Origin of the sequence: Lentzea waywayandensis, from assembly GCF_900115955.1 — a bacterium.
Classification (GTDB): domain Bacteria; phylum Actinomycetota; class Actinomycetes; order Mycobacteriales; family Pseudonocardiaceae; genus Lentzea; species Lentzea waywayandensis.
In genome coordinates this window covers 324,841-344,874 of record NZ_FOYL01000007.1, presented here as the reverse complement: position 1 = coordinate 344,874, position 20,034 = coordinate 324,841, and the positions used below count along the sequence as shown (strand labels likewise).

At 68.7% G+C, this 20,034-nt stretch carries 15 protein-coding genes and 2 pseudogenes; 7 read left to right on the top strand and 10 right to left on the bottom strand.

The features are described from left to right. The first annotated feature begins 129 nt into the window (after nt 1-129). Together BM417_RS27160 and BM417_RS27155 are read left to right on the top strand one after the other, a co-directional pair. On the top strand, nt 130-1,470 hold the full coding sequence (locus tag BM417_RS27160; RefSeq protein ID WP_093600252.1) for a S8 family peptidase: 1,341 nt from the start codon (nt 130-132) through the stop codon (nt 1,468-1,470). Nucleotides 1,471-1,670: 200 nt separating this feature from the next. Further along, nucleotides 1,671-2,174 carry a DUF3145 domain-containing protein gene (locus BM417_RS27155; protein ID WP_030474501.1) on the top strand — a complete coding sequence of 168 codons (504 nt, stop codon included), beginning with the start codon at nt 1,671-1,673 and terminating at the stop codon, nt 2,172-2,174. Between the two features lie 30 nt (nt 2,175-2,204). Here the strand turns inward: BM417_RS27155 and BM417_RS27150 are convergent, their stop codons facing one another. From BM417_RS27150 to lanKC, 4 genes are all read right to left on the bottom strand, one after another. Then, nucleotides 2,205-3,923: an ABC transporter ATP-binding protein gene (locus BM417_RS27150; protein ID WP_093600249.1), complete on the bottom strand. Its 1,719-nt coding sequence runs from the start codon at nt 3,921-3,923 to the stop codon at nt 2,205-2,207. Further along, nucleotides 3,923-5,539, bottom strand: coding sequence for an ABC transporter ATP-binding protein (locus BM417_RS27145; RefSeq protein ID WP_093600246.1), 1,617 nt, complete (start codon nt 5,537-5,539; stop codon nt 3,923-3,925). Before BM417_RS27145 ends, BM417_RS27150 begins: the two co-directional genes overlap by 1 nt. A 144-nt stretch (nt 5,540-5,683) precedes the next feature. Then, on the bottom strand, nt 5,684-5,845 hold the full coding sequence (locus BM417_RS27140; RefSeq protein ID WP_093600243.1) for a SapB/AmfS family lanthipeptide: 162 nt from the start codon (nt 5,843-5,845) through the stop codon (nt 5,684-5,686). Nucleotides 5,846-5,885: 40 nt separating this feature from the next. Further along, nucleotides 5,886-8,447, bottom strand: a complete 2,562-nt coding sequence (gene lanKC, locus BM417_RS27135) for a class III lanthionine synthetase LanKC (protein ID WP_093600240.1) — start codon at nt 8,445-8,447, stop codon at nt 5,886-5,888. Nucleotides 8,448-9,050: 603 nt separating this feature from the next. On the opposite strand from lanKC, the gene BM417_RS27130 reads away from it, so the two are divergent. After that, a complete protein-coding gene (locus BM417_RS27130) occupies nt 9,051-9,623 on the top strand; it encodes a hypothetical protein (RefSeq protein WP_143138814.1) in 573 nt (190 codons plus the stop codon). Nucleotides 9,624-10,332: 709 nt separating this feature from the next. On the opposite strand, the gene fabF is transcribed toward BM417_RS27130, so the two are convergent. The 4 genes from fabF to BM417_RS27110 are packed head-to-tail and all read right to left on the bottom strand — an operon-like array spanning nt 10,333 to nt 13,751. Beyond that, nucleotides 10,333-11,568, bottom strand: a complete 1,236-nt coding sequence (gene fabF, locus BM417_RS27125) for a beta-ketoacyl-ACP synthase II (protein ID WP_093600234.1) — start codon at nt 11,566-11,568, stop codon at nt 10,333-10,335. Next, nucleotides 11,565-11,801, bottom strand: a complete 237-nt coding sequence (locus BM417_RS27120; protein ID WP_030465146.1) for an acyl carrier protein — start codon at nt 11,799-11,801, stop codon at nt 11,565-11,567. Before BM417_RS27120 ends, fabF begins: the two co-directional genes overlap by 4 nt. Nucleotides 11,802-11,847: 46 nt before the next feature. Beyond that, on the bottom strand, nt 11,848-12,825 hold the full coding sequence (locus tag BM417_RS27115; RefSeq protein WP_093600231.1) for a beta-ketoacyl-ACP synthase III: 978 nt from the start codon (nt 12,823-12,825) through the stop codon (nt 11,848-11,850). Further along, nucleotides 12,822-13,751: an ACP S-malonyltransferase gene (locus BM417_RS27110; RefSeq protein ID WP_093600228.1), complete on the bottom strand. Its 930-nt coding sequence runs from the start codon at nt 13,749-13,751 to the stop codon at nt 12,822-12,824. Before BM417_RS27110 ends, BM417_RS27115 begins: the two co-directional genes overlap by 4 nt. 164 nt (nt 13,752-13,915) lie before the next feature. Between BM417_RS27110 and BM417_RS50330 the strand changes: the two are divergent. Next, nucleotides 13,916-14,020 (top strand): annotated as a pseudogene (locus tag BM417_RS50330) (hypothetical protein); the annotation flags it as partial. Here BM417_RS50330 and BM417_RS50325 read toward each other — a convergent pair. Further along, nucleotides 13,995-14,762 (bottom strand): annotated as a pseudogene (locus tag BM417_RS50325) (PucR family transcriptional regulator); the annotation flags it as partial. The pseudogenes BM417_RS50330 and BM417_RS50325 overlap by 26 nt on opposite strands. A 504-nt stretch (nt 14,763-15,266) precedes the next feature. Between BM417_RS50325 and BM417_RS27100 the strand changes: the two are divergent. From BM417_RS27100 to BM417_RS27090, 3 genes are all read left to right on the top strand, one after another. After that, nucleotides 15,267-16,823: an alpha/beta hydrolase gene (locus BM417_RS27100; RefSeq protein ID WP_245822189.1), complete on the top strand. Its 1,557-nt coding sequence runs from the start codon at nt 15,267-15,269 to the stop codon at nt 16,821-16,823. Between the two features lie 206 nt (nt 16,824-17,029). Continuing rightward, nucleotides 17,030-17,800: a mechanosensitive ion channel family protein gene (locus tag BM417_RS27095; RefSeq protein ID WP_093600219.1), complete on the top strand. Its 771-nt coding sequence runs from the start codon at nt 17,030-17,032 to the stop codon at nt 17,798-17,800. A gap of 140 nt (nt 17,801-17,940) precedes the next feature. After that, a complete protein-coding gene (locus tag BM417_RS27090) occupies nt 17,941-18,984 on the top strand; it encodes a glucose-1-phosphate thymidylyltransferase (RefSeq protein WP_093600216.1) in 1,044 nt (347 codons plus the stop codon). Here the strand turns inward: BM417_RS27090 and BM417_RS27085 are convergent. Then, nucleotides 18,981-20,027, bottom strand: a complete 1,047-nt coding sequence (locus BM417_RS27085; protein ID WP_093600213.1) for a winged helix DNA-binding domain-containing protein — start codon at nt 20,025-20,027, stop codon at nt 18,981-18,983. The two genes, BM417_RS27090 and BM417_RS27085, sit on opposite strands and share 4 nt — an antisense overlap. Between the last annotated feature and the right edge of the window lie 7 nt (nt 20,028-20,034).

Here is a 20,034-nt window from a genome sequence, read left to right as displayed (position 1 = left end):
CCGCACGGGGGGACACCGTAGCGGTCCGGGGTCGTCCCAACGCAGCCGGTCGAGACATTGCGTGATGGCCGTCACCGATAAGTGGATCACTCGTTAGATGGATTGCCTGCCAATGTTCACGGAGGGTCCATGTACACACGCGCTGCACTGCTCGCCGCACTGCTGGTGGCCGCCGCATCCCCTGTCGCGACGGCCGCGCCGACCTCCACGGTCTACGTCCACGGAGCCGACATCACCGCCGCGGAACAGGCGGTCGAAGCGGCTGGTCTGCAGAAGCTCACGAGCTTCCGCAAGATCGGCGTCGTAGCCGCGCGGGGTGACTCCGCGCAGATCTCCTCCGCCAGGGCCAAAGCGGGCGTGACGCGCGTCGAGGTCCAGAAGCCGATCAAGTTCCTCGGGTCGACCTCGCACACCGCCACGCGCGGCCTGGACGCCCGCAACAGCCTCGGGCTGACCGGCGCGGGCGTGTCGGTCGCGGTGATCGACTCGGGCGTCGACCCGAACCACCCGTCGTTCGGCGGCCGGATCGTCCGCAACCTGAAGAGCCTGTGCCTGGACGGCTCGACGCAGACGAACTGCATCGTGCCGGTGCCGAACTTCGTCGACACCGACACGACCTCGCTGGGCGGCCACGGCACCCACGTCACCGGCATCGCGATCGGCGGCGACGTGCAGACCACCGGCGGACCGGTGATCCACGGCGCGGCGCCGGGCGCGAAGGGCGTCGTGATCTCGACCGGCGCGGCGATCCTCATCCTCGGCGCGGACGCCGCGCTGAACTGGGTGCTGGAGAACCACCAGGCCCCGTGCGGCGCCGGCGTGCCCGCCTCGACCTGCCCGCCGATCAAGGTGATCAACAACTCCTATGGGCCATCTGGCGGCGGTGCGTTCGACCCTGAGTCGGTCACTGTCAAGCTGCAACGACAGCTCGTGGCCGAAGGCGTCGTCGTGGTGTGGGCGAACGGCAACGACGGCGGCGATGGTTCAGCGAACCTGTCGAACCCGCCCGGCATCGACCCGACGCCCGGCGTGATCTCGGTGGCCTCCTACAACGACCAGGAGACCGGTACTCGCGACGGCGCCGTGTCGGACTTCTCGTCCCGTGGTCTCGCCACGAACTCCGCGACGTGGCCGGACATCTCGGCGCCGGGGGAGAACATCACCTCGTCGTGCCGGCTCTACCTGCCGATCTGCGCGACCGGCCTGAAGCCGCAGAACGGGCCCGGACTGCTCGACCTCGGCACGTTCAACACGATCAGCGGCACGTCGATGGCGGCACCGCACATCGCCGGGATCGTCGCACAGCTGTTCCAGGCCAAGCCTTCCGCGACCCCGGCCGACATCGAGCGGGCGCTGAAGTCGACGGCCTACAAGTACGGCACCGGTTACGGGCCCGTCGGCCCCTTCACCTCGTCGTTCGACAAGGGGACGGGTCTAGTCGACGTGGTGGCCGCGGTAAACGCTCTGTAGATCACGATCAGGCATCACTCGGCCGGGAGATCGGGACTTAAGACCTGTATCTGCCCCGGTCGGGTGATGATCGAGCTGGTTCTTATGGCGGACATGCCTCAAGTCGAGGCAGAATGCAGCGAACGGGTTTCGCGGTGATCACCTCACTCTCGACAAAGGCGTAGGGGAAGACGTCCCTCGTCGAGTAGCGGAGGTCAGCAGTGAGCACCCGTGGCAGCACCAGTGGCGTGGTTTACGTCCACTCGTCGCCGTCTGCGGTCTGTCCGCACGTCGAGTGGGCGATCTCGGGCACCCTCGGTGTCCGGGTAGACCTCAGGTGGGCAGCGCAACCCGCGGCACCAGGCCAGTTGCGCGCTGAATGCGCATGGACCGGAGACGCCGGCACCGGCGCCAAACTCGTGGCTGCGCTGCGCGCGTGGCCCATGCTCAGGTTCGAGGTGACCGAGGAACCGTCCTCCGGTCAGGACGGCGAGCGCTTCTGCTTCGCGCCCGTTTTGGGGCTGTGGCACGCCCGCACGTCGGCGAACGGCGACATCGTCGTGAACGAGGACCAGCTGCGGTCACTGGCTGTACGTGCCAGAGGCGGCGAATCCTTCGCGCACGGCGTTGATGAGCTGCTCGGCGCCGCGTGGGACGACGCGCTGGAACCGTTCCGTCGCGCGGGCGACGGCGCTCCGGTGACCTGGCTGCACCGTGTCGGCTAACGGGACTGTTTAGTCCTGTGTGGACCCCGCTCACCGTTTGGGCAGCGGGGTTTCCTTCCGGTGCGTGGGATCCCAGGCCAGCATGAGCTGCCCGTAGAGCGCGGACGTCTTGAGCAGGTGTTCGTGGGAGCCGAGCAACGGCTTGCCGCCGTCCATGACCAGCACGCGGTTCGCTCGCAGAGCCGAGCTCAGCCGGTGCGCGATCACCACGAGAATTCCGTTCCGTTGCGCGAAAGCCCGTTCGACCCGGGCCTCGGCGGCGGGATCCAGATGTGAGGTCGCCTCGTCGAGGATGACGACGCCCGCGGACGTGACGTAGACCCGCGCGAGTGCCAGAAGCTGCGCCTCACCAGCGGAAAGTCCTTCTCCGCCATGGCCGAGCGCGGCGTCCAGGCCACCCAGTCCGTCCAGAAGTGGTTTGGCGCCAACCTTTTTCACTGCGTCGACGAGATCCTCGTCGGTCGCCCACGGCGCGAGAAGCGTGAGGTTCTCGCGCACAGTGCCCGTGAACAGGTACGTCTCCTGCGGAATCAGTGCGATCGCGTGGTGCCTGACCGTCGGCGCTACCCGGTCGACCGGCGCGCCACCGAACAGGACGCAGCCGTTGTCCGGTGGCATCAGACCGGTGAGCAGACTGGCCATTGTGGACTTGCCGATGCCGGACGGGCCGACCACCGCCAGGTGGTCGCCGGGACGCAGGTCGAGTGACAGGCCGCGCAGCACCGGTTCCGCGTCCGGGCTCCAGCCGAACGTGACGTCCCGCAGCACGAACTCGCCGTTGGCCGGAATTTCGGTGCCGATCTCCTTGCCGGTGCGCGGCGCGGCCTCCTGAAGTCGTTTGAGCGCGACCATCAGCCGCATCACGACGGTGCTGGTGGTGCGGGCGAGGCCGTGCAGCGCGGGGTTCACGCTGTTGGTCAGGTAGACGACCGCCGCCAGGACGGCACCCGTGGTGAGCTGACCGGAAGCGACCAGCGGGGGAGCGAACGCCACCAGCAGCACGACGGGCGTGAAGCCGCCGATCGCGATCACCGTGGCGCGCAACGAGTTCGCCCACGCGACCGTGACCGTGGCCCTGGCCTGCAGGTTGATCTGCTTCGCGACGTCCCCGTACGCCTCGGCGGCCGCGTCGCAGGCGGCGACGTCACGCAGTCCGGTCAGCACCGCACCGGACGCCTCCGCCGTGCGTTCGTCGGCCATGACGGCGTCGCGCTGTCGTTTGGCCAGCGAGGGAAGCATCAACCCGAAGAGCAGCAGCGCCGCCACGATCGGCAGCACGACCAGCCAGATCAGCGCGGCGGCCGTGGTCGCGAGACCGATGAGCGCGGCGATCGTCGTGACCAGAAGTGCGCGAGCCTGCACCAGAACGCCCGCAGTGGCGTCGCGGACCACCTCGACGTGCCGGGTGATCATGGCGACCGCGCTGGCGTCCGGTGTGCGGCGGTGCGACGGGTCGTTCAGCACGCCCTTCACGACCCGCGTGACCAGGGCGTCGCGCATCGGTTCGACGACGGCTCCGAGCCGTGCGAACACCTGCCGCTGGCCGAGCGCGCCCGCCACCGCGAGCGCCGCGAACGCGAGCAGCCACAGCACGCCGGCCAGCGGATCTCCTGCCGCGAAGCCCTGGTCGACGGCGGTGCCGACGAGCCTGCCACCGAAGAACGCCGGGATGCCTTCGAGCATGGACCAGCCGAGCAGGATCAGGACGCCCCTGCGGTGTCCTGCCAGCGTGGAGAGGTAGAAACGCATCACTCGCCCCCGGTGAACACAGCGCGGTAGTCCTCGTCGTTCCACAGCTCCTGATGGGTGCCGGTGCCGCGGACCCGGCCGTCTTCCAGCCACACCACGAGATCCGCTCTCGCGGCTGTGGCCGGGCGGTGCGTCACGACCACGCGGGTCCGGCCGGGCAGTGCCGTGGTGAGCGCCTTGTCCACTTTGGCCTCGGTCACGGTGTCCAGACTCGCGGTGGCGTCGTCGAGCACGAGCACCTCGGGATCCCGGATGATCGCGCGGGCCAGGCCGACTCGTTGCGCCTCACCGCCGGACAACGGTGCGTCGGCCATCGGCGTCTCGTATCCCTGCGGCAGACGGATCAGCACGTCGTGCACCTGGGCGGCGACGGCGGCGTCGCGCACCTGGATCTCGTCGGCGTCCGTTCCATAGCCGATAGAACGACCGATCGTGGCGCCGAGCAGCGCGGGGCGTTCGAAGGCGTATCCGACCGCGTCGTCTCCCACCACCTCGCCCGCGTCCACAGCGGACAGTCCGCCGAGCACGGCGGCCAGCGTCGACTTGCCCGCGCCGGAACTGCCGACGATCGCGGCGAACGTGCCGGCCGGGATCATCAGGTTCACGTCGTGCAGCGCGTCGCCGACGCTGACGTGCCGGAGTTCGATGACTCCGTTGGACGGCTTCGGGGCTGGGCGTTTCGGTGCCGGGGTGTCGAGGACCTCGGCGATCCTGCCGGCGCTGGCGCGGGTCCGTTCCAGCACGGTCAGCTGGGTCATCTGGCCGACGATGCCCATGCCGAGCGCCGCGTACCCGAGGGCGGCGAGCACGTCACCGGTGCTCAGCCTGCCTTCCATCACACCGAAACCGGCGGCGGTGAGCACCGCGACCTCGACGGCGGGCAGCAACAACCCGGCCCGCCACATCATCTTCGCCTGGGTGCGCCACATGCCGGCGCCCGCCGCGGCGAGCCGGGGGAGCGGCTCCAGCACGCGGTTCGTCTCGCGATCGGCGATGCCGGCGGCGGCGATCGTGCGCAGGCCGGACACCGAGTCGAGCAGCCGCGCGGACACCTCGCCGGACACCTCCTGGTACGCCAGGACGTCGTCGGCGGTGAGGCGCATGTGCGTGCGGACGAGATAGCCCGCGAGAGGGGCGCTCACCAGGAACACGGCCGCGAGCCGCCAGTCCAGAAGGGCCAGTGCGATCACCGAGCCGACCGACGACACGGCGGTGACGGCGAGACTGATCACGGTCACCGCGACGCTGCCCGCGTTGCCGCAGTCGCCGGTGACGCGGCTGACGGCGTCCCCTGCGGCGAACGGTGACGGGTGACCGAGAGTGAGCAAACGCCGGGTCAGGCGGCGCCGGAGCCAGGCCGTGGCGCGGGCGGTGATGCTCGCGGCGAGGATGATGCCGATCGCGTCGCCGAGGATCTCGACACCCGCCAGCACCAGCAGGAACACGATCGTGGCCAGCACGAACGTGCCGCTCAGGGCCATGTCGACGGCCCCGGCGAGGGCGGCGGGAAGCAGAAGGCCGCCGGTCGTGGCGACGGCGGCGTTGAGAAGCAGCAACCACGGGCGGTAGTCGCGTTTGACGGTGGAGAACAACAGCTGGTCACCGGGTTTGGTCATCGGCTGTTCCTCCGAGGCTCATCTGGGCCCATCATGAAGCGAGGGGCCCGACAGCTGGCCGGCTGCCGAGCCCCTCTTCAGGCGGGTGAGCGGCATACTTCGCCTATGCCGCTCACCGGCCGATCACGTGCTGGTGAAGCCAGATCAGCACAGCAGCAGGGACGCGCTGCTGTGGCTGCACGGGAGCAGCAGGGAGGCGCTCGACGCGGTGGTCGAACCGCCGCCGCCACCACCGGAACCGCCGGCCATCATGTTGGCGGGGGCCTCGGGCGTCTCGAGGTCCTGCATGTCAAGGATGAAGCCCATGACGCTATCTCCTAGTTTCGAGGGATCGATCTCTTTACTGCTACCGGTCCGCGAGGACCGGCGTTCGTGAGCCCAGGAAGGGCAGTGGTGCACGGCCGTCCACTGTGGACGCCAGGGCGAGCAGAACGCCCGCGCCGCCGGTGTTGAGGTCCATGGAGAGCCGGCGCAGCTGCACACCGGGGAACGCGAGCCCGCCGCCGTAGCGCGTGGCGTGCCAGCCCAGGGCTTTGAGGTGCTGCCCGATGGCGCGCTCGAAGCGCTCGTTCGGCCGGTGACGCGTGGCGTGCGCCAGGGTGGCGAGCAGTCCGGCCCTGCCCAGCGTGAACGCGGGCTGGATGACGAACTCGCCGGTGCAGCCGGTGAGCAGTTCGGGCAGCTTCTCGACGCACGGCCGTTCCGGCGCCTGCTGGGCGAACTCGGTCAGCACGAGAGCGATGCCGGCGCCGCCGATGCCCACGTACGGAAGGCTTCGCAGCGTGCCGTCGCGCACCTGCAACGAACCGTCGAGCGCGATCATCGTCTCGGCCAGGTCGCGTTCCAGTGCCTGCTCGGACAGCTTGAGCCAGCGGCGTTCACCGGTGTGCTCGAACATCCGCAGGAAGAACAGCGCCGGTCCGGACCAGCCGTGCAGCAGGCCCGCCTTCGCCTTGTCCGCCGGGCCCGGCGCGTCCGCGAGCTGCTTCGCGAGCCGTTGCGCGAGGTGCTCGGCCTGGGCCGCGAAGCTGTCGTCCTCGCGGGAGTTCGCGAAGTGCAACAGGTTCAGGCCTATGCCGGACAGGCCCGCGCTCAGTCCGTGGTCCTGAGTGGACGGAACGAGCTCGGCGTAGCTCTCGACGATCTCGGTCGCGGCGTCGTGGTGGCCGAAGTTCTCCAGCACGTGCGCGATGCCGTGGGCACCGACGTAGAAACCGGGCTGCTTCGGCGGGTCTTTCCTGAGCGCGTCGAGCAACCACTCCTCGTGCTCGGGGAAGCGGCCCTCGCCGGACTCCGCGAGTGCGTGCAGCACTCCCGCCGCGCCGTACCCGAAGCCCGCGCCACCGGTCTCGAACTGCTCGATGTCGCCGGGGAACAGCCGGTCCTGGCGGTGGGGCGTGGCGCTGTGCAGGATCGCCGTGGCGATCTCCTTGCGCACCAACGCCCAGTCCGGCGTCTCCTCGTCGAACTCGGTGAACGCCGGGTCCGTCGGAGGGTCGACCCGCGGGGTCAGCACGTCGACGATCGGCGCGCAGTACTCGTCGGTGAGCCCGAAACGCTGCTGGATGACCCTGACGTGCTGCCTGATCTTGGCCGGCGCGAGTTCCAGCACCGTGTTGAGCGGCAGGAAGATCCAGAGCCGGAGAGCGGCGAGCGGGTGCGCGTCGATGTCGAACCCGTCGCGGTCCCGCGGCGCCTGGAACCCCGGCGCGCCGAGCGTGGGCTTGCGGACGGCGTCGATCGTCGAGCTCAGCTCGAAGTCGATGAGCGAGATCTCGTCCTCGTCGTCCACGAGGATGTTGAGCGTGTGCAGGTCACCGAACACGACGCCGCGCTCGTGGACCTCGGCCATCAGGCTCTCGACCCGGTCGACCATGGCGAGTGCGCGTGCCTTGTACTCGGTGATCGTCTCGTCGCTGACGTCCTTGTGCGTCAACGGGTAGTGCCTGCCGAGCCACTGCCCGAGCGAGCGGCCGGGCATGAACTCCATGGCGACGAAGAGGTGCTCCCACTCGGTGAAGCGGTCGTACACCTCCGGCACGCCCTTGATGCCCTGGAGCTTCGTCAGGATCTCGTACTCGCGGTCCAGCCGTGCCACCGCGTCCTCGCCCTCGCGGTCGAGCCCGGCGTGCGGCCGCGCTTCCTTGAGCACGACCTCCTTGCCGTCGGACTTCCGAGTCGCGAGGTAGACGCCGCCGCCGTTGGAGAAGTGCAGCGAGCTCTTGATCTGGTACTGGAACCGGGCCGGGTCACCGGCGTTGCGCTCGGCGAGGTGCGGCTTGAGGAACGCCGGCAGCTCGATCCACTCGGGCAGGCTGAAGACGGGCTTGCGCCTGTCCGGGATGAGCGTGCCGTCGGCCCCTTCGATCGCGAGCACCTGCTGCCCGTCGACCTCCAGCCACTGCTCGGCGAACCCGCCGTAGCGCACGTACAGCGGCCCCTTGCCGAACCGCAGGTCGCTCAGGATGTACGCGCCGTGCTCGCCTTCGAGCACGTGGGCGAGCCCGGTGAGGATCGCTTCGAGGTGCGCGGAGTCGAGCGGGTAGATCGTGACCAGCTTGCCGCTGCCCTCACGGGGCGCGTACTTCGAGTTTCGCGCCAGCACGATCGACATCGTCTGCAGGTACTTGAAACTGATGCGCCGCTCGACGCAATAGTCGTAAGTGGCCTTCAGTACCCGGCCGGCGTTGTCGAGTCCAGCGGAAACGTGGATTTTCCACCCTTGGTTGGGAAGCTGTACCCCCATCGGGTGGTGGTGTCGCCACACGTTGCGCTCAACCGTCGCCCAGTCGGGTGGGAGCGCGGGGAGTTCGGTGGAAAAGTCGTCCTTGGGAGTGCTTTCGGTGCTGCTCTGCAGATCGTAGAACTGCCGATCGGCGAAGCAGTACGCCTCGTATCTGAGGTCCACCGAATTCCCCTCCCTGACTCGTTTTCGTTTCTTTGATGCCGCATATTTCCGCACAATCTCGAGGCTATGGGGAATCCGCCGTTAGGGTCATATGGGTACCCCGTTCGTGTCCGAAAGAACATCGGTTACCGGTGCGTATGTGACGTCGAGTCATGAGGTTTGGGTCCGTCTCACCCGGTTGAGATGTTTGCTGCCGGACGGTTTGTCCGGCGTATCCCGCGTTTTCGCTAAACGGCACCGAGGCGTTCCTGATCATGGGTGCCTCTGAGCTGCGGTATTCCAGTTCGATCCCGACGTATAGTTAGGTGTGTGCAAACGTCGTGTACGCGCTGTGTCGGTTGCTCTTTACGAGTGAAGCAAAAATTGGCTGCCATTGCGTGTTTGATACGGCCGAACGGCGGTATGGCGTAGCCCGTAGGAACCCATTCGTAGGATGAGATTGGGCACCGACTTTTTATGTATCAAACATTGTCTTGCTACATGCAACTGGGCAAATCCCTATGTGATGTAATCGTTCGAGTGAAATCCGTGTTTTGTTGTAACGAGACACGTTTTGTGAGCGGCCCTCTGCTCCCCGGCGTGCCGTGCGGCTAGGCTGCGCGTGTGGGGAGCGTGGCAAGCCGCTGGCTGGTGCCGGCCGTGGTGGTGATCACCGGTGCCGCGGTGGCGGCAGGAATGGTGGGCCGGACCGTGTACTCGCGTCCGGCCGAGGCCAAGGGGGCGCCCGTGGTCGCGTCCTCGTCCGTCGCGGGGCCGGTGCCCGGGTCCGCGGAGGTCCGGCTCAGCCCGGACTCGTTCACGCATCCGGATCGGACGGCTGTGCAGCGGGTGTTGCAGGCCTACTTCGACGCGATCAACTCGCGGGACTTCGATGCCTGGCGCGGGGTGGTGTCGGCTCGGCGGGTTTCGTCCACGCCTGAGGCTTCCTGGGTCGCGGCTTACGAGACCACTGAGGACGGCGGGATGGTGGTGCAGCGGATCGAGTCCGATGTGGTTGCTCGGCGGCTGCGGGCGTTGATCTCGTTCGTGTCCACTCAGGATGTTGCCAAGGCTCCGCCTGCGTTGCCTGAAGGGTGTATTCGGTGGCGGGTGGTTTATGTGTTGGTCTGGGAGGGTGGGGTTTTGAAGGTGGATGAGGCCGCGGAGAACCGGAACCCTCAGATGGAGAAGTGCTGAGGCGCCTCGCCTTCGGCGTTGGCGCGTCGGTTGCGTAGGTCGTCCCCCTGTTTCGTTGGCGGGCGGCGGTTTGTCGTTCGTAGGTGGGTGCGTTGAGTGCGGGTGTGGCTGCTGCTTCCTGGGGACTCCGCCCCCAGACCCCCACAATCTGATCAAAGACCGGCCCACGCCACGCGCAGGTTGATGGCACGCCTGTTGCGTTGGGCGGAGGCGCGTTGCGTAGCTGGGGTGCGTTGGTGGGGTGGTCCCGTCACGAGTCGCACCCGAGCGGGCCACATCTGAGGAGGAGGGGCAAGTCGACGAAAAGCGTGTCGACTTGCCCCTCCTCCTCAGATGCAGCAAGTGCTGAGGTGCGACTCGTGACGGGACCACCCCACCCTGACCGCGCGGTAAGGACGGCTCGCCTTCGGCATCGCGTGCGATCTGCGATCGGGTGGGCGTGCGGGCTGCCAGCTCGGTCCCACCCTCGCCTCGCCCGCTCCGCGCCTCGCATCACTCCCCGCTCTGCTCCCCCTGCTCCCGCGTTGCCCCACGCTCGCTCCGGCTCTCGCTCTCGTCCTCGCGGGACTGTCAGACCCGCTCGCTACGTTGGGTCGCGGGGACGCTGAATCCAAGGGGACCCCTGCGCGAGCGTGCCGAATCCCTGGCCGGGAAAGCGCAACGCCCCGGGCCGCTGGGCGGACCGGGGCGTGCGGTGGAACGGTGGTGCTTAGGCCGGGGTGAAGGCCAGGGCCACGTTGTGGCCGCCGAACCCGAACGAGTCGTTCACCGCGGCGTCCAGCTTGATCTTGCGGGGTTCGCCCGCCACCACGTCCAGCGTGACGGCCGGGTCGAGGTTCTCCAGGTTGAGCGTCTGGGGAACGATGCCGTCGCGGATCGAGAGGACGGTGATGATGGCCTCGACCGCGCCTGCTGCTCCCAGCAGGTGGCCCAGGGAGCCCTTCGGGGCGGTCAGGACCGGGTGGTCGCCGATCGCCTTGCGGATCGCCACGGTCTCCGCGACGTCGCCCACCGGGGTGGACGTGGCGTGGCAGTTCACGTGGCCGACGTCGGACGGGTCGATGCCGCCGGAGCGCAGGGCTGCGGCGATGGCGCGCGACTGGCCGACGCCCTCGGGGTCCGGGGCGGTGATGTGGTAGCCGTCGGCCGACGTGCCGATACCGGCGAGACGGCCGTAGATCTTGGCTCCGCGGGCCTCTGCGAACTCGCGGCGTTCCAGGACCATGACGCCCGCGCCCTCGCCGAGGACGAAGCCGTCGCGGGCCGTGTCGAACGGTCGCGAGGCCTTCTCCGGCTCGTCGTTGCGGGTGCTCATGGTGCGGGCCTGCGAGAAGCCCGCGACCGGGATCGCCGTGATGCACGCTTCCGCGCCGCCTGCCACGACCACGTCGGCTTCGCCGGACATGATCATGCGGTAGGCCCACGCGATGGCCTCCGCGCCTGACGCGCAGGCGGAGACCGGGGCGTGCACGCCCGCCTGTGCCTTCAGTTCCAGGCCCACGTGCGCGGCCGGTCCGTTCGGCATGAGCATGGGGACGGTCAGCGGCGACACCTTGCGCAGGCCGTGCTGCTCCAGGAGGTCGTCCTGGGTCAGCAGGGTGATCGCGCCGCCGATGCCCGTGCCGATGATCACGGCGAGGCGCTGTTTGTCGACGGTGTCGTCGTTGTGTCCCGCGTCGGACCACGCCTGGCGGGACGCCACGATGGCGACCTGCTCGGAGCGGTCCAGGCGTCGAGCTTCCACTCGGGGGAGCACCTCGGTCGGGTCCACCACGAGCTCGGACGCGATCTTGACAGGCAGGTCGTACTTCGCGACCCACTCGTGGGTCATGGGGCCGACCCCGCTCTTGCCTGCCAGAAGCGCGTCCCAGGTGGACGTGACATCACCACCGAGCGGGGTGGTGGCACCCAGCCCGGTGATGACGACCTCGATGCCCGAACTCACTTGTTGCTGGTGATGTAGTTCACCGCGTCACCAACGGTCTTGAGGTTGGCCAGCTCGTCGTCCGGGATCTTCACGCCGAACTTGTCCTCAGCCTGGACGGCGATCTCGACCATCGACAGCGAGTCGATGTCGAGGTCGTCCACGAAGGACTTCTCAGCGGTGACGTCGTCGGCGGCAACGCCGGCGACCTCTTCGACGATCTCGGCAAGACCGGACAGGACGTTGTCGCTCACTGAAGTTCCCTTTCGATTGAAACGATGGAAAAACTCGGGGTGGTGCTCACGGGCACCGGATCACCTGGCCCGCGTAGGACAGGCCAGCGCCGAACCCGACCATCAGCACCACGTCTCCGGAGGAGATCTCGCCCGCCGACCTCATGTGGTCCAGCGCCATGGGGATCGAGGCCGAGGAGGTGTTGCCGGATTCGACGATGTCTCGAGCGACCTTCAGGTCCTCGCGCGCACCATTGTTGCGCAGGCGCTTGGCGATGGCCTCGATGATCCTGAGGTTGGCCTGGTGCGGGGCGAACACGTCCACTTCGGACAGTTCGACACCCGCGAGTTCGGCGGCACGGAGCGCTACCGGTGCGATCTGGGTCGTCGCCCACCGGAAGACCGTCTGGCCTTCCTGGTGGATGAACGAGTCGCGGTCGTCGATCCTGATGACCTCGGACATCGAGCCGTCCGAGCCCCAGGCGACGGGGCCGATGTGGTTCTCGTCGCTGGCACCGACGACGACGGCACCCGCGCCGTCCGCGAAGATGATCGCGGTCGAGCGGTCGTCGGGGTGGGTCCAGTCGGTGAGCTTCTCCGCGCCGATGACGAGGAAGTTCTTCACCGCGCCGCCGCGAACGATGTCCGCGGCGGTCGCGACGGCGTAGCAGAAGCCCGCGCACGCGGCGTTCAGGTCGAACGCGGCCGCGGCCTTGATGCCCAGCCGGGTGGCGACCTGCGCGGCGGCGTTCGGGATGGTCGACGGCATGGTGCACGTCGCCACGATCACGCCACCGATGTCGGCCGCGGTGAGGCCCGCGTCCGCGATCGCCTTGGTGCCCGCCGCGACGGACATGTCCACGACGCCCTCGTCCTTGGCCGCCACGTGCCGGTTGACGATGCCGACGCGCTCGCGGACCCACTCGTCCGAGGTGTCCATGCGCTGGGCGAGGTCGTGGTTGCTCACCACCGTCTCGGGCTGGTAGCTGCCGAGACCGATGATGCGGCTACCCGCAGCCGCGTGCGGGGCCTGGAAGGTCGTCACTTATCGGCTCCAACGGTGTCGAAGAGCTCCGCGACCTTCTCGAACTGGTCTGGGGTCTTCAGGGCGAGGGTGGCGGTGCCCTTCATCGCACGCTTGGCGAGACCCGTGAGCGCGCCGGCGGGCGGCAGCTCGATCGAGCCGGCGATGCCCTTCTCGACGAGGGTGGCCTGGCAGACGTCCCAGCGGACCGGGCTCGTGACCTGGGAGACCAGGCGGCGCAGGACCTCGGTGCCCTCGGTGACGACCTGACCGTCCTTGTTGGACAGCAGCGGCAGCAACGGGTCGTGCGTGGTGACTTCGGCGGCACGCGCGCGCACGGCGTCTTCGGCCGGCGCCATGTACTTGGTGTGGAACGCGCCCGCGACGGCCAGCTTGCGGACCTTCGCCGTGCCCGGAGGGTTCTCCGCGAGCTCGTCGAGTGCGGCACGCGGACCGGCGGCGACGATCTGGCCGGCGCCGTTGCGGTTGGCGGGCACGAGACCGAGCTCCTCGAGGCGCGCGAGCACCTCCGGCTCGTCGCCACCGAGCACCGCGGCCATGCCGGTCGGCTCCTGGGCGCAGGCCTCGGCCATCGCGGCACCGCGCACGGCGGCCAGCGCGACGGCGTCGTCGGCGCTGATGACGCCCGCGACCGACGCGGCGGCGAGCTCGCCGACCGAGTGGCCGCCGACGATCACGGCGGAGGGCAGTTCGACGCGGCGGCGCAGCTCACCGAACGCGAGCAGCGCGAGAGCCACGACGAGCGGCTGGGTGATCGCGGTGTCGACGATCTCGTCAGCCTCCGCGGTGGTGCCGAGACGCACGAGGTCGAGGCCCGTGATCTCCGACCACGCCCGGACCTGCTTCTCGGCCCCCTCCAGTTCGAGCCAGGGGGTGAGCATGCCGGGCGTCTGGGACCCTTGTCCGGGCGCGAGGAGTGCGATCACGTCGATTACTAAAGCTGGTGAACCCACCGGTACCCCATGCTGTAAAGAACGAAGTACTGCGATCGTATTTGTAGAGACCCTACAAAAGTGTCTGCCAGGTGAACGCTCCGCGACGTAAGCCCAGCTCAGCGCGGTGGGGGGTCGTTTGGCCCTCACCCTAACGGATGTGTGCGAAGTCCGTCACAGCCCGTTCGGCTACCACAGGCCCCGGGCGCGAGCAAGGCGTCCTACAGACAAAGCGACGCGAAGCACAAGCGCGTCTCGAGCGTCATGTGCATTTCTTCCCGTCATTTCCTGAACGCGCCGAAGGCGATATCTGACCGTGTTCGGGTGCACGAACAGTCTTTTCGCGCACGTCTCCAGCACGCCCCCGACCTCCAGGAAGGCGTCCACGGTCTCCAGCAGCGCCCCGCCGGCGTCCTCCAGCGGCCGCGCGACCCTGTCGACGAGCTGCCACTCGGCCTCCGGATCACCGGCCAGCGCCCGTTCCGGCAGCAGGTCCAGCGACCGAACGGGCCGGGGCGCGGCGGGCCAGCCGACGACCGCGCGCAGGCCGCTCAGCGCGTCGCTGGCGCTGCGATGAGCCTCAGAAAGGTTGGTCACGGTGGGTCCGGCGACCACGGGGCCCTCGCCGAAGCCCTCGGAGATGCGGCCCAGCACGTCGTCGCCTGTCTCGGTCGGGCCACCGAGCACGACGACGAGCCGGGAGCCCTGCACGGACAGCAGCACCGGCCTGCCCGCGCGGGCGGCCTTGCTGCGCACCGAGTAGATGATCGTCGGAGGGTCCTCGCCGCCGGGGTTGCCGACCAGCACCGTCGCCTCGATCGCCGGGTCCCAGCCGAGCGCGGCGGCGCGGGACAGCAGCGACTCCTCGGGGTCGCCACGCACGATGCCGTCCACGACCAGCGCTTCCAGCCGTGCGTCCCAGGCGCCGCGCGCCTCGGCGGCGGTCGCGTACGAGGTGGCGGCCGAGAAGGCGATCTCCCGCCCGTACCGCAGCACGCCTTCCATCAGCAGCGCGCGCTCCGCCTCGTCCGCCGCCATCTGCGGCATCTGCTCCTCGAACAGTTCCAGCGCTATCCGGACCAGTTCCACGGTCTGGCGCAGGCTGACCCAGCGGGAGATGTCCTTGGGGGCGCTGCGGAACGCGTCCGCGGTGAGCCGGATCGCCTGCTGCCGGTCGTGCAGCCACTCGACGAACCCGGCCACGCCGTTCTGGATCAGCAGCAGCACGCTCGCGCGCTGGTCCGCGGGCATTCGCGCGAACCACGACAGCCGCCGTTCCATCTCGGCCACGCTGGCGGTGGCGAGCGAACCCGACGCGCGTTCGATCTTGCGCATCGTGCGGGCGGAGAGCGTGGGCGGGTGCTCCTCCTTCGCCTTGCTGCTGGTCATACCCGCAGCTTAGGGCTCAGGAGGGGACATCACCGGGATGGGTGACACAACCCATGTGGCTGTTTGCGCGGCCATACCGTCGGGCGGCAGAGATCTTTCAGTGCGGCGCGGAGGTTCGTCTTGCGTAGGTTCCCGGCCCTTGCCCTGAGCGTGGTGGCGTTGCTGACGACGGGCGTGACCGCCGCGGCCGATCCTCCCGACCCTCTCGCCGAGTTCCACGCCCAACCGGTGAAGTGGGCGCCGTGCAGCGGAAAGCTCGCTGAACTGGAATGCGCCACGCTCGTCGCGCCGCTCGACTACGCCAAACCCGGCGGCGACAGGATCAACCTGACGATCAGCCGCAAGAAGGCGGTGGCGGCCGACCGCAGGCGCGGCGTGCTGTTCACCAATCCGGGTGGACCTGGCGGTTCCGGCCTCGGCCTGCCGTTGTTCCTGGCGAAGTCCGAACTCTCGCAGGTCTACGACGTGATCGGCATCGACCCGCGCGGCGTCGGTGGTTCGACGGCGCTGAACTGCCGCACCGCGCCCGCGATCGCCGAGCCGGAGTCCCGGCCCGCGGACGGCGAGTTCGGCAAGTGGGCCGCCGAGGCGCGCGAGGCCGAGGAGGCCTGCCAGAAGTCGGGCGGCGGGATCCGGCAGTTCATCAGCACCGCGAACACCGCGCGGGACATGGACGTCGTGCGCGCCGTGCTGGGCGAGCAGAAGATCAACTACTTGGGTTACTCCTACGGCACGTACCTGGGCGCGGTGTACGGGACGTTGTTCCCGAACCGGCTCGACCGCAGCGTGCTCGACTCGGCCGTGCACCCGGAGTGGATCTGGCACGAGCAGTTCCGCCAGCAGGCCGTGGCGTACCGGATGGACGTCGAGGCGTGGGCGGCGTGGGTGGGGGAGCGCAACGAGAAGTTCGGGCTGGGCAAGTCACGCGACGAGGTGCTGGCCGAGGTCGAGAAGGTCGCCGCGAAGCTGCACGCGACGCCGATCGGTGAGCACAACCGCTCTTCCTTCGACGGCGCAACGGGTGTCGGTGCCCGCTACCGTCCACTGTGGTCGGACCTGGCGGCGATCGTGACCAAGCTCCGGTCGGGGGAGAAGCCGGACAACGCCGAGGGCGCCAAGGCCGGTCAGGTGCTCGCCAAGACCGGGCTGGAGGAGCTGCGGTCGGGCGTGTTCGACACGGTCACCTGCGAGTCGGACTGGCCGACCGACCTGCACGTCTACTACGAGGACATGCGCATGTTCCGCGAGCGCTACCCGTACGGCTTCGGCATCGTCAGGGCCGCGCCGATGACCTGCACGTTCCGCTCGTTCACGCCGCCGGAGCCGGCGGTCAGGATCGGCCGCAACGGCTACCCGATCGGCGTCGTCGTGCAGTCCGAGGGCGACACGCAGACCCAGTACGCGAGCGGCCCGGCGATGGCCCAGCGGCTCGGGCACAACCTGATCACCGTCACCGACGAGGGCAAGCACGGCCTCTACAACGGGGGCAACAAGTGCGTCGACGACAAGGTCAACCGGTACCTGATCGACGGGGCGCTGCCGGGCAGCAGTTCCGAGTGCACCGGTGACCCGCGGCCGGACGTGCCGAAGGACGGTCAGGGCGGCGCGGCGCCGGCGTTGTCACCCGAGGGGATCCAGGCCTACCTCGACGGCCGAGGGCTCTCCGCACGACCGTAGAAATGTGGAAGCGCCCGCCACGGAGCGTGGCGGGCGCTTCCCTCTCCCCGGTCCCCACCGGTGGTTCCACTCTGGACTGTATTGCGACAAAAATCCACGTCAGCCACCCTTTCGTGTAGCGGTGTCGAAGTTGTGGAGCGGTGTGATCCACGAAACGATCACCTCGTCTGATCTTCACTCACCGCAACTTTGTTCTAGGAGGGCCCGTGGGCTCGCAAATCACCGAGGGCCTGGGCCAGGCGTGGGCGATGATCGCCACGTTCGTGCCGAAGCTGCTCGGCTTCCTGCTCGTTCTGGTCATCGGCTGGTTCATCGCGAAGGCGCTCGCCAAGGGCGTCCAGTTCCTGCTCAAGCGCGTCGGCTTCGAGAAGCTCGTCGAGAAGTCGGGCCTCACCGGCGCCATGCGGCAGTCGTCGATGGACGCGTCCGGCCTGATCGCCAAGATCGTGTACTACTTCGTGCTGCTCATCGCGCTCCAGCTGGCGTTCGGCGTCTTCGGCGCCTCGAACCCGGTCAGCACGCTGCTCAACGAGGTCATCGCGTACCTGCCGCGCATCGTCGTGGCGCTGGTGCTCGTGATCGTCGCATCGGCCATCGGCACGGCGCTCAAGGGTCTCGTCTCCGGTGCGCTGGGCCAGCGCACGTACACGAAGCTCATGGGCAACATCACCTACGGCTTCGTGATGGCGCTCGGCATCATCGCGGCGCTCAACCAGCTGGGCATCGCGATCTCGGTGACCATGCCGGTCCTGATCGCCGTGCTCGCCACCGTCGCCGGCGTGATCGTCATCGGTGTGGGTGGCGGCCTGGTCCGCCCGATGCAGCAGCGCTGGGAGGGCTGGCTGACCCGCGTGCAGGACGAGGCGCAGGCCCAGTCGCCGATGCCGCGTGCGTCGCAGGAGATGCCGGCGAACGTCGGCGGCCGCATGGGTGACATGCAGACGCCTCCGTCGGGCACTCCGATGTCTGAGAGGTAGTTCTCACCTCCTGGAAGGGGCCCTGCGCAAACATCTTGCGTAGGGCCCCTTTCTGGTGTTCTGACAGTTCTCCAGTTTCGGTCCAGTGCCCGGCCGCAGCCTCGTATCCACCCGAACTGTTCCGTCGCGGTGGAGGACCTATGAAAGCCCTTGTGCTGTCCGCGGGCGTACGCCCGGCCGGATACTCGCTGCCACGGCAGATCGTCCCCATCGCGAACAAGCCGGTGCTCGAGTACGTCGTGGAGAACCTGCGGGACGTCGGGATCACCGACATCGGCATCGTCGTGGGTGACGGCGCGCAGGAGATCTCCGAGCTGTTCGGTGATGGCGCGTACCTGGGTGTCTCGATCACCTACATCCAGCAGGACGTGGCGCTGGGTCTCGCACACTGCGTGCGGATCGCCCGGCCGTTCCTCGGTGACGACGACTTCGTGATGTACGTGGGCGACAACGTGCTCGTCGAGGGCATCGGCCAGATCGCCGACGAGTTCGCCCGCCTGCGGCCGTCCGCGCAGGTGCTCGTGGACAAGGTGGAGGACCCGCGCCTGTACGGCGTCGCGGAGGTGGACGAGAACTCGCGCGTGACGCGGCTGATCGAGCACCCCCAGGAGCCGCGCAGCGACCTCGCGATGATCGGCGTCTACTTCTTCACCCCCGCGATCCACGCCGCCGTCGACGCGATCGAGCCGTCGTGGCGCGGCCAGTTCGAGATCACCGACGCGCTGCAGTGGCTGGTGACGCACGAACGTGACGTGCGGGCGCGGATGTACTCGGGGTTCTGGAAGGACACCGGCAAGGTCGAGGACGTGCTGGAGTGCAACCGCGAGCTGCTGATGGGCCTGCGGACCGACATCCAAGGCATCGTCGACGACGAGTCCCGGCTGATCGGTGACGTCGTGGTCGAGGAGGGTGCGCGCGTGGTGCGGTCGTGCATCGTCGGGCCCGTGATCATCGGCGCCGGGACGCTGGTCGAGGAGTCGATCATCGGGCCGTACACGTCGATCGGCGCGGACTGCCGGATCGTCGAGTCCGGGGTGGCCGACTCGATCGTGCTGAACGAGGCGTCCGTGCACAACGTCTCGGGCATCGAGACGTCACTGATCGGCCGCCGGGCCCGCGTCGGTTCGGCGCGCCAGCACCGGCTGGTCGTCGGTGACGGCGCGCACGTCGAGGTCGCCGCCTAGTTGTTCTTGATCCAGTCCTGAAGGCGGTCGCACTCCTCGGCGACCGCCTTCTGCCTGTTGCGGTCCAGCTCGTCGATGTAGTCGACGGTGATGGTCCTGTCCTTGGAGACGGCCCAGGTGGCGGCGACGTAGCCGTCGACGAGGACGGTGGGCTTGCCGCCGATGACGACGCCGAGCCGGTCGTCGGCGATGACCCTCCTGCGGTCGGCGTGCGCGAGCAGGATGTTGTCGAACTCGGGCAGAAGCCGGACGGGGACCGGGGTCTCCGGGTCGGGGCGTGGGGCGTCGGGGAGGTCGAAGAGCTCCTTGCCCGACTCGCTCCGGAACGTCACGAGCCGCGGGCGCAGTGCCGCGAACGTCTCGGCGAGCCTGGTGAGACCGGACCACTGCTGGGCGTCCATGACGGTGGCCGGGCCGAAGGCCCTGAGGTAGCGCAGGACGAGCTCTTCCTTGTCCATGGCGCTCTGAGGCCGGCCCAGCCAGTTCTCGACGGTCGTGCAGACGGCCCTGCCGCTGCTGTGCCACAGGCCGCGCGGCGGGAGTTGGACGAGGGCGAGCTTGTTGCGCAGCGCGTTGCCGAGAACGGTGTGTTCGCGGTCGGGCCAGCGTTGCTTGAGCTGCTTGCCGGCGTCGGCGGTGCCCTGCGGAGTCTCGTCGAGGATCTTGCGGCCCGCTTCGGCGATCTCGTCGAAGTCGAGGCCCTTCAGACGGCCGGCGAACGGGCCGCTCTGCAGTTCGCGGTCGAGCCGGAGCTGGGTGTGGGGCCGCAGACCGAGCGCGTCCCGTGCGCTGACGAGGTGGATCGTGCCGCGCATCAGGAGCATGCGGACGGCTTCGCGGTGGGTCAGGAGGTCTTCGAGCTCGCTCGGCTGGAAGTCGTTCAGTCGCGTCCAGAGGCCGACGTAGGGCGACTTCGGTTCCTGCGCCTGGATGCCGAAGAGGTGCTCGATGGTGGCGAGCGCGCTCTGGTCGGCGCGCTCGCGCAGCATCTGGCGTTCGATCAGTGCCCGGTTGAGCTGGTGCTGGCTGAGCGTCGTCCCCATCGGGACA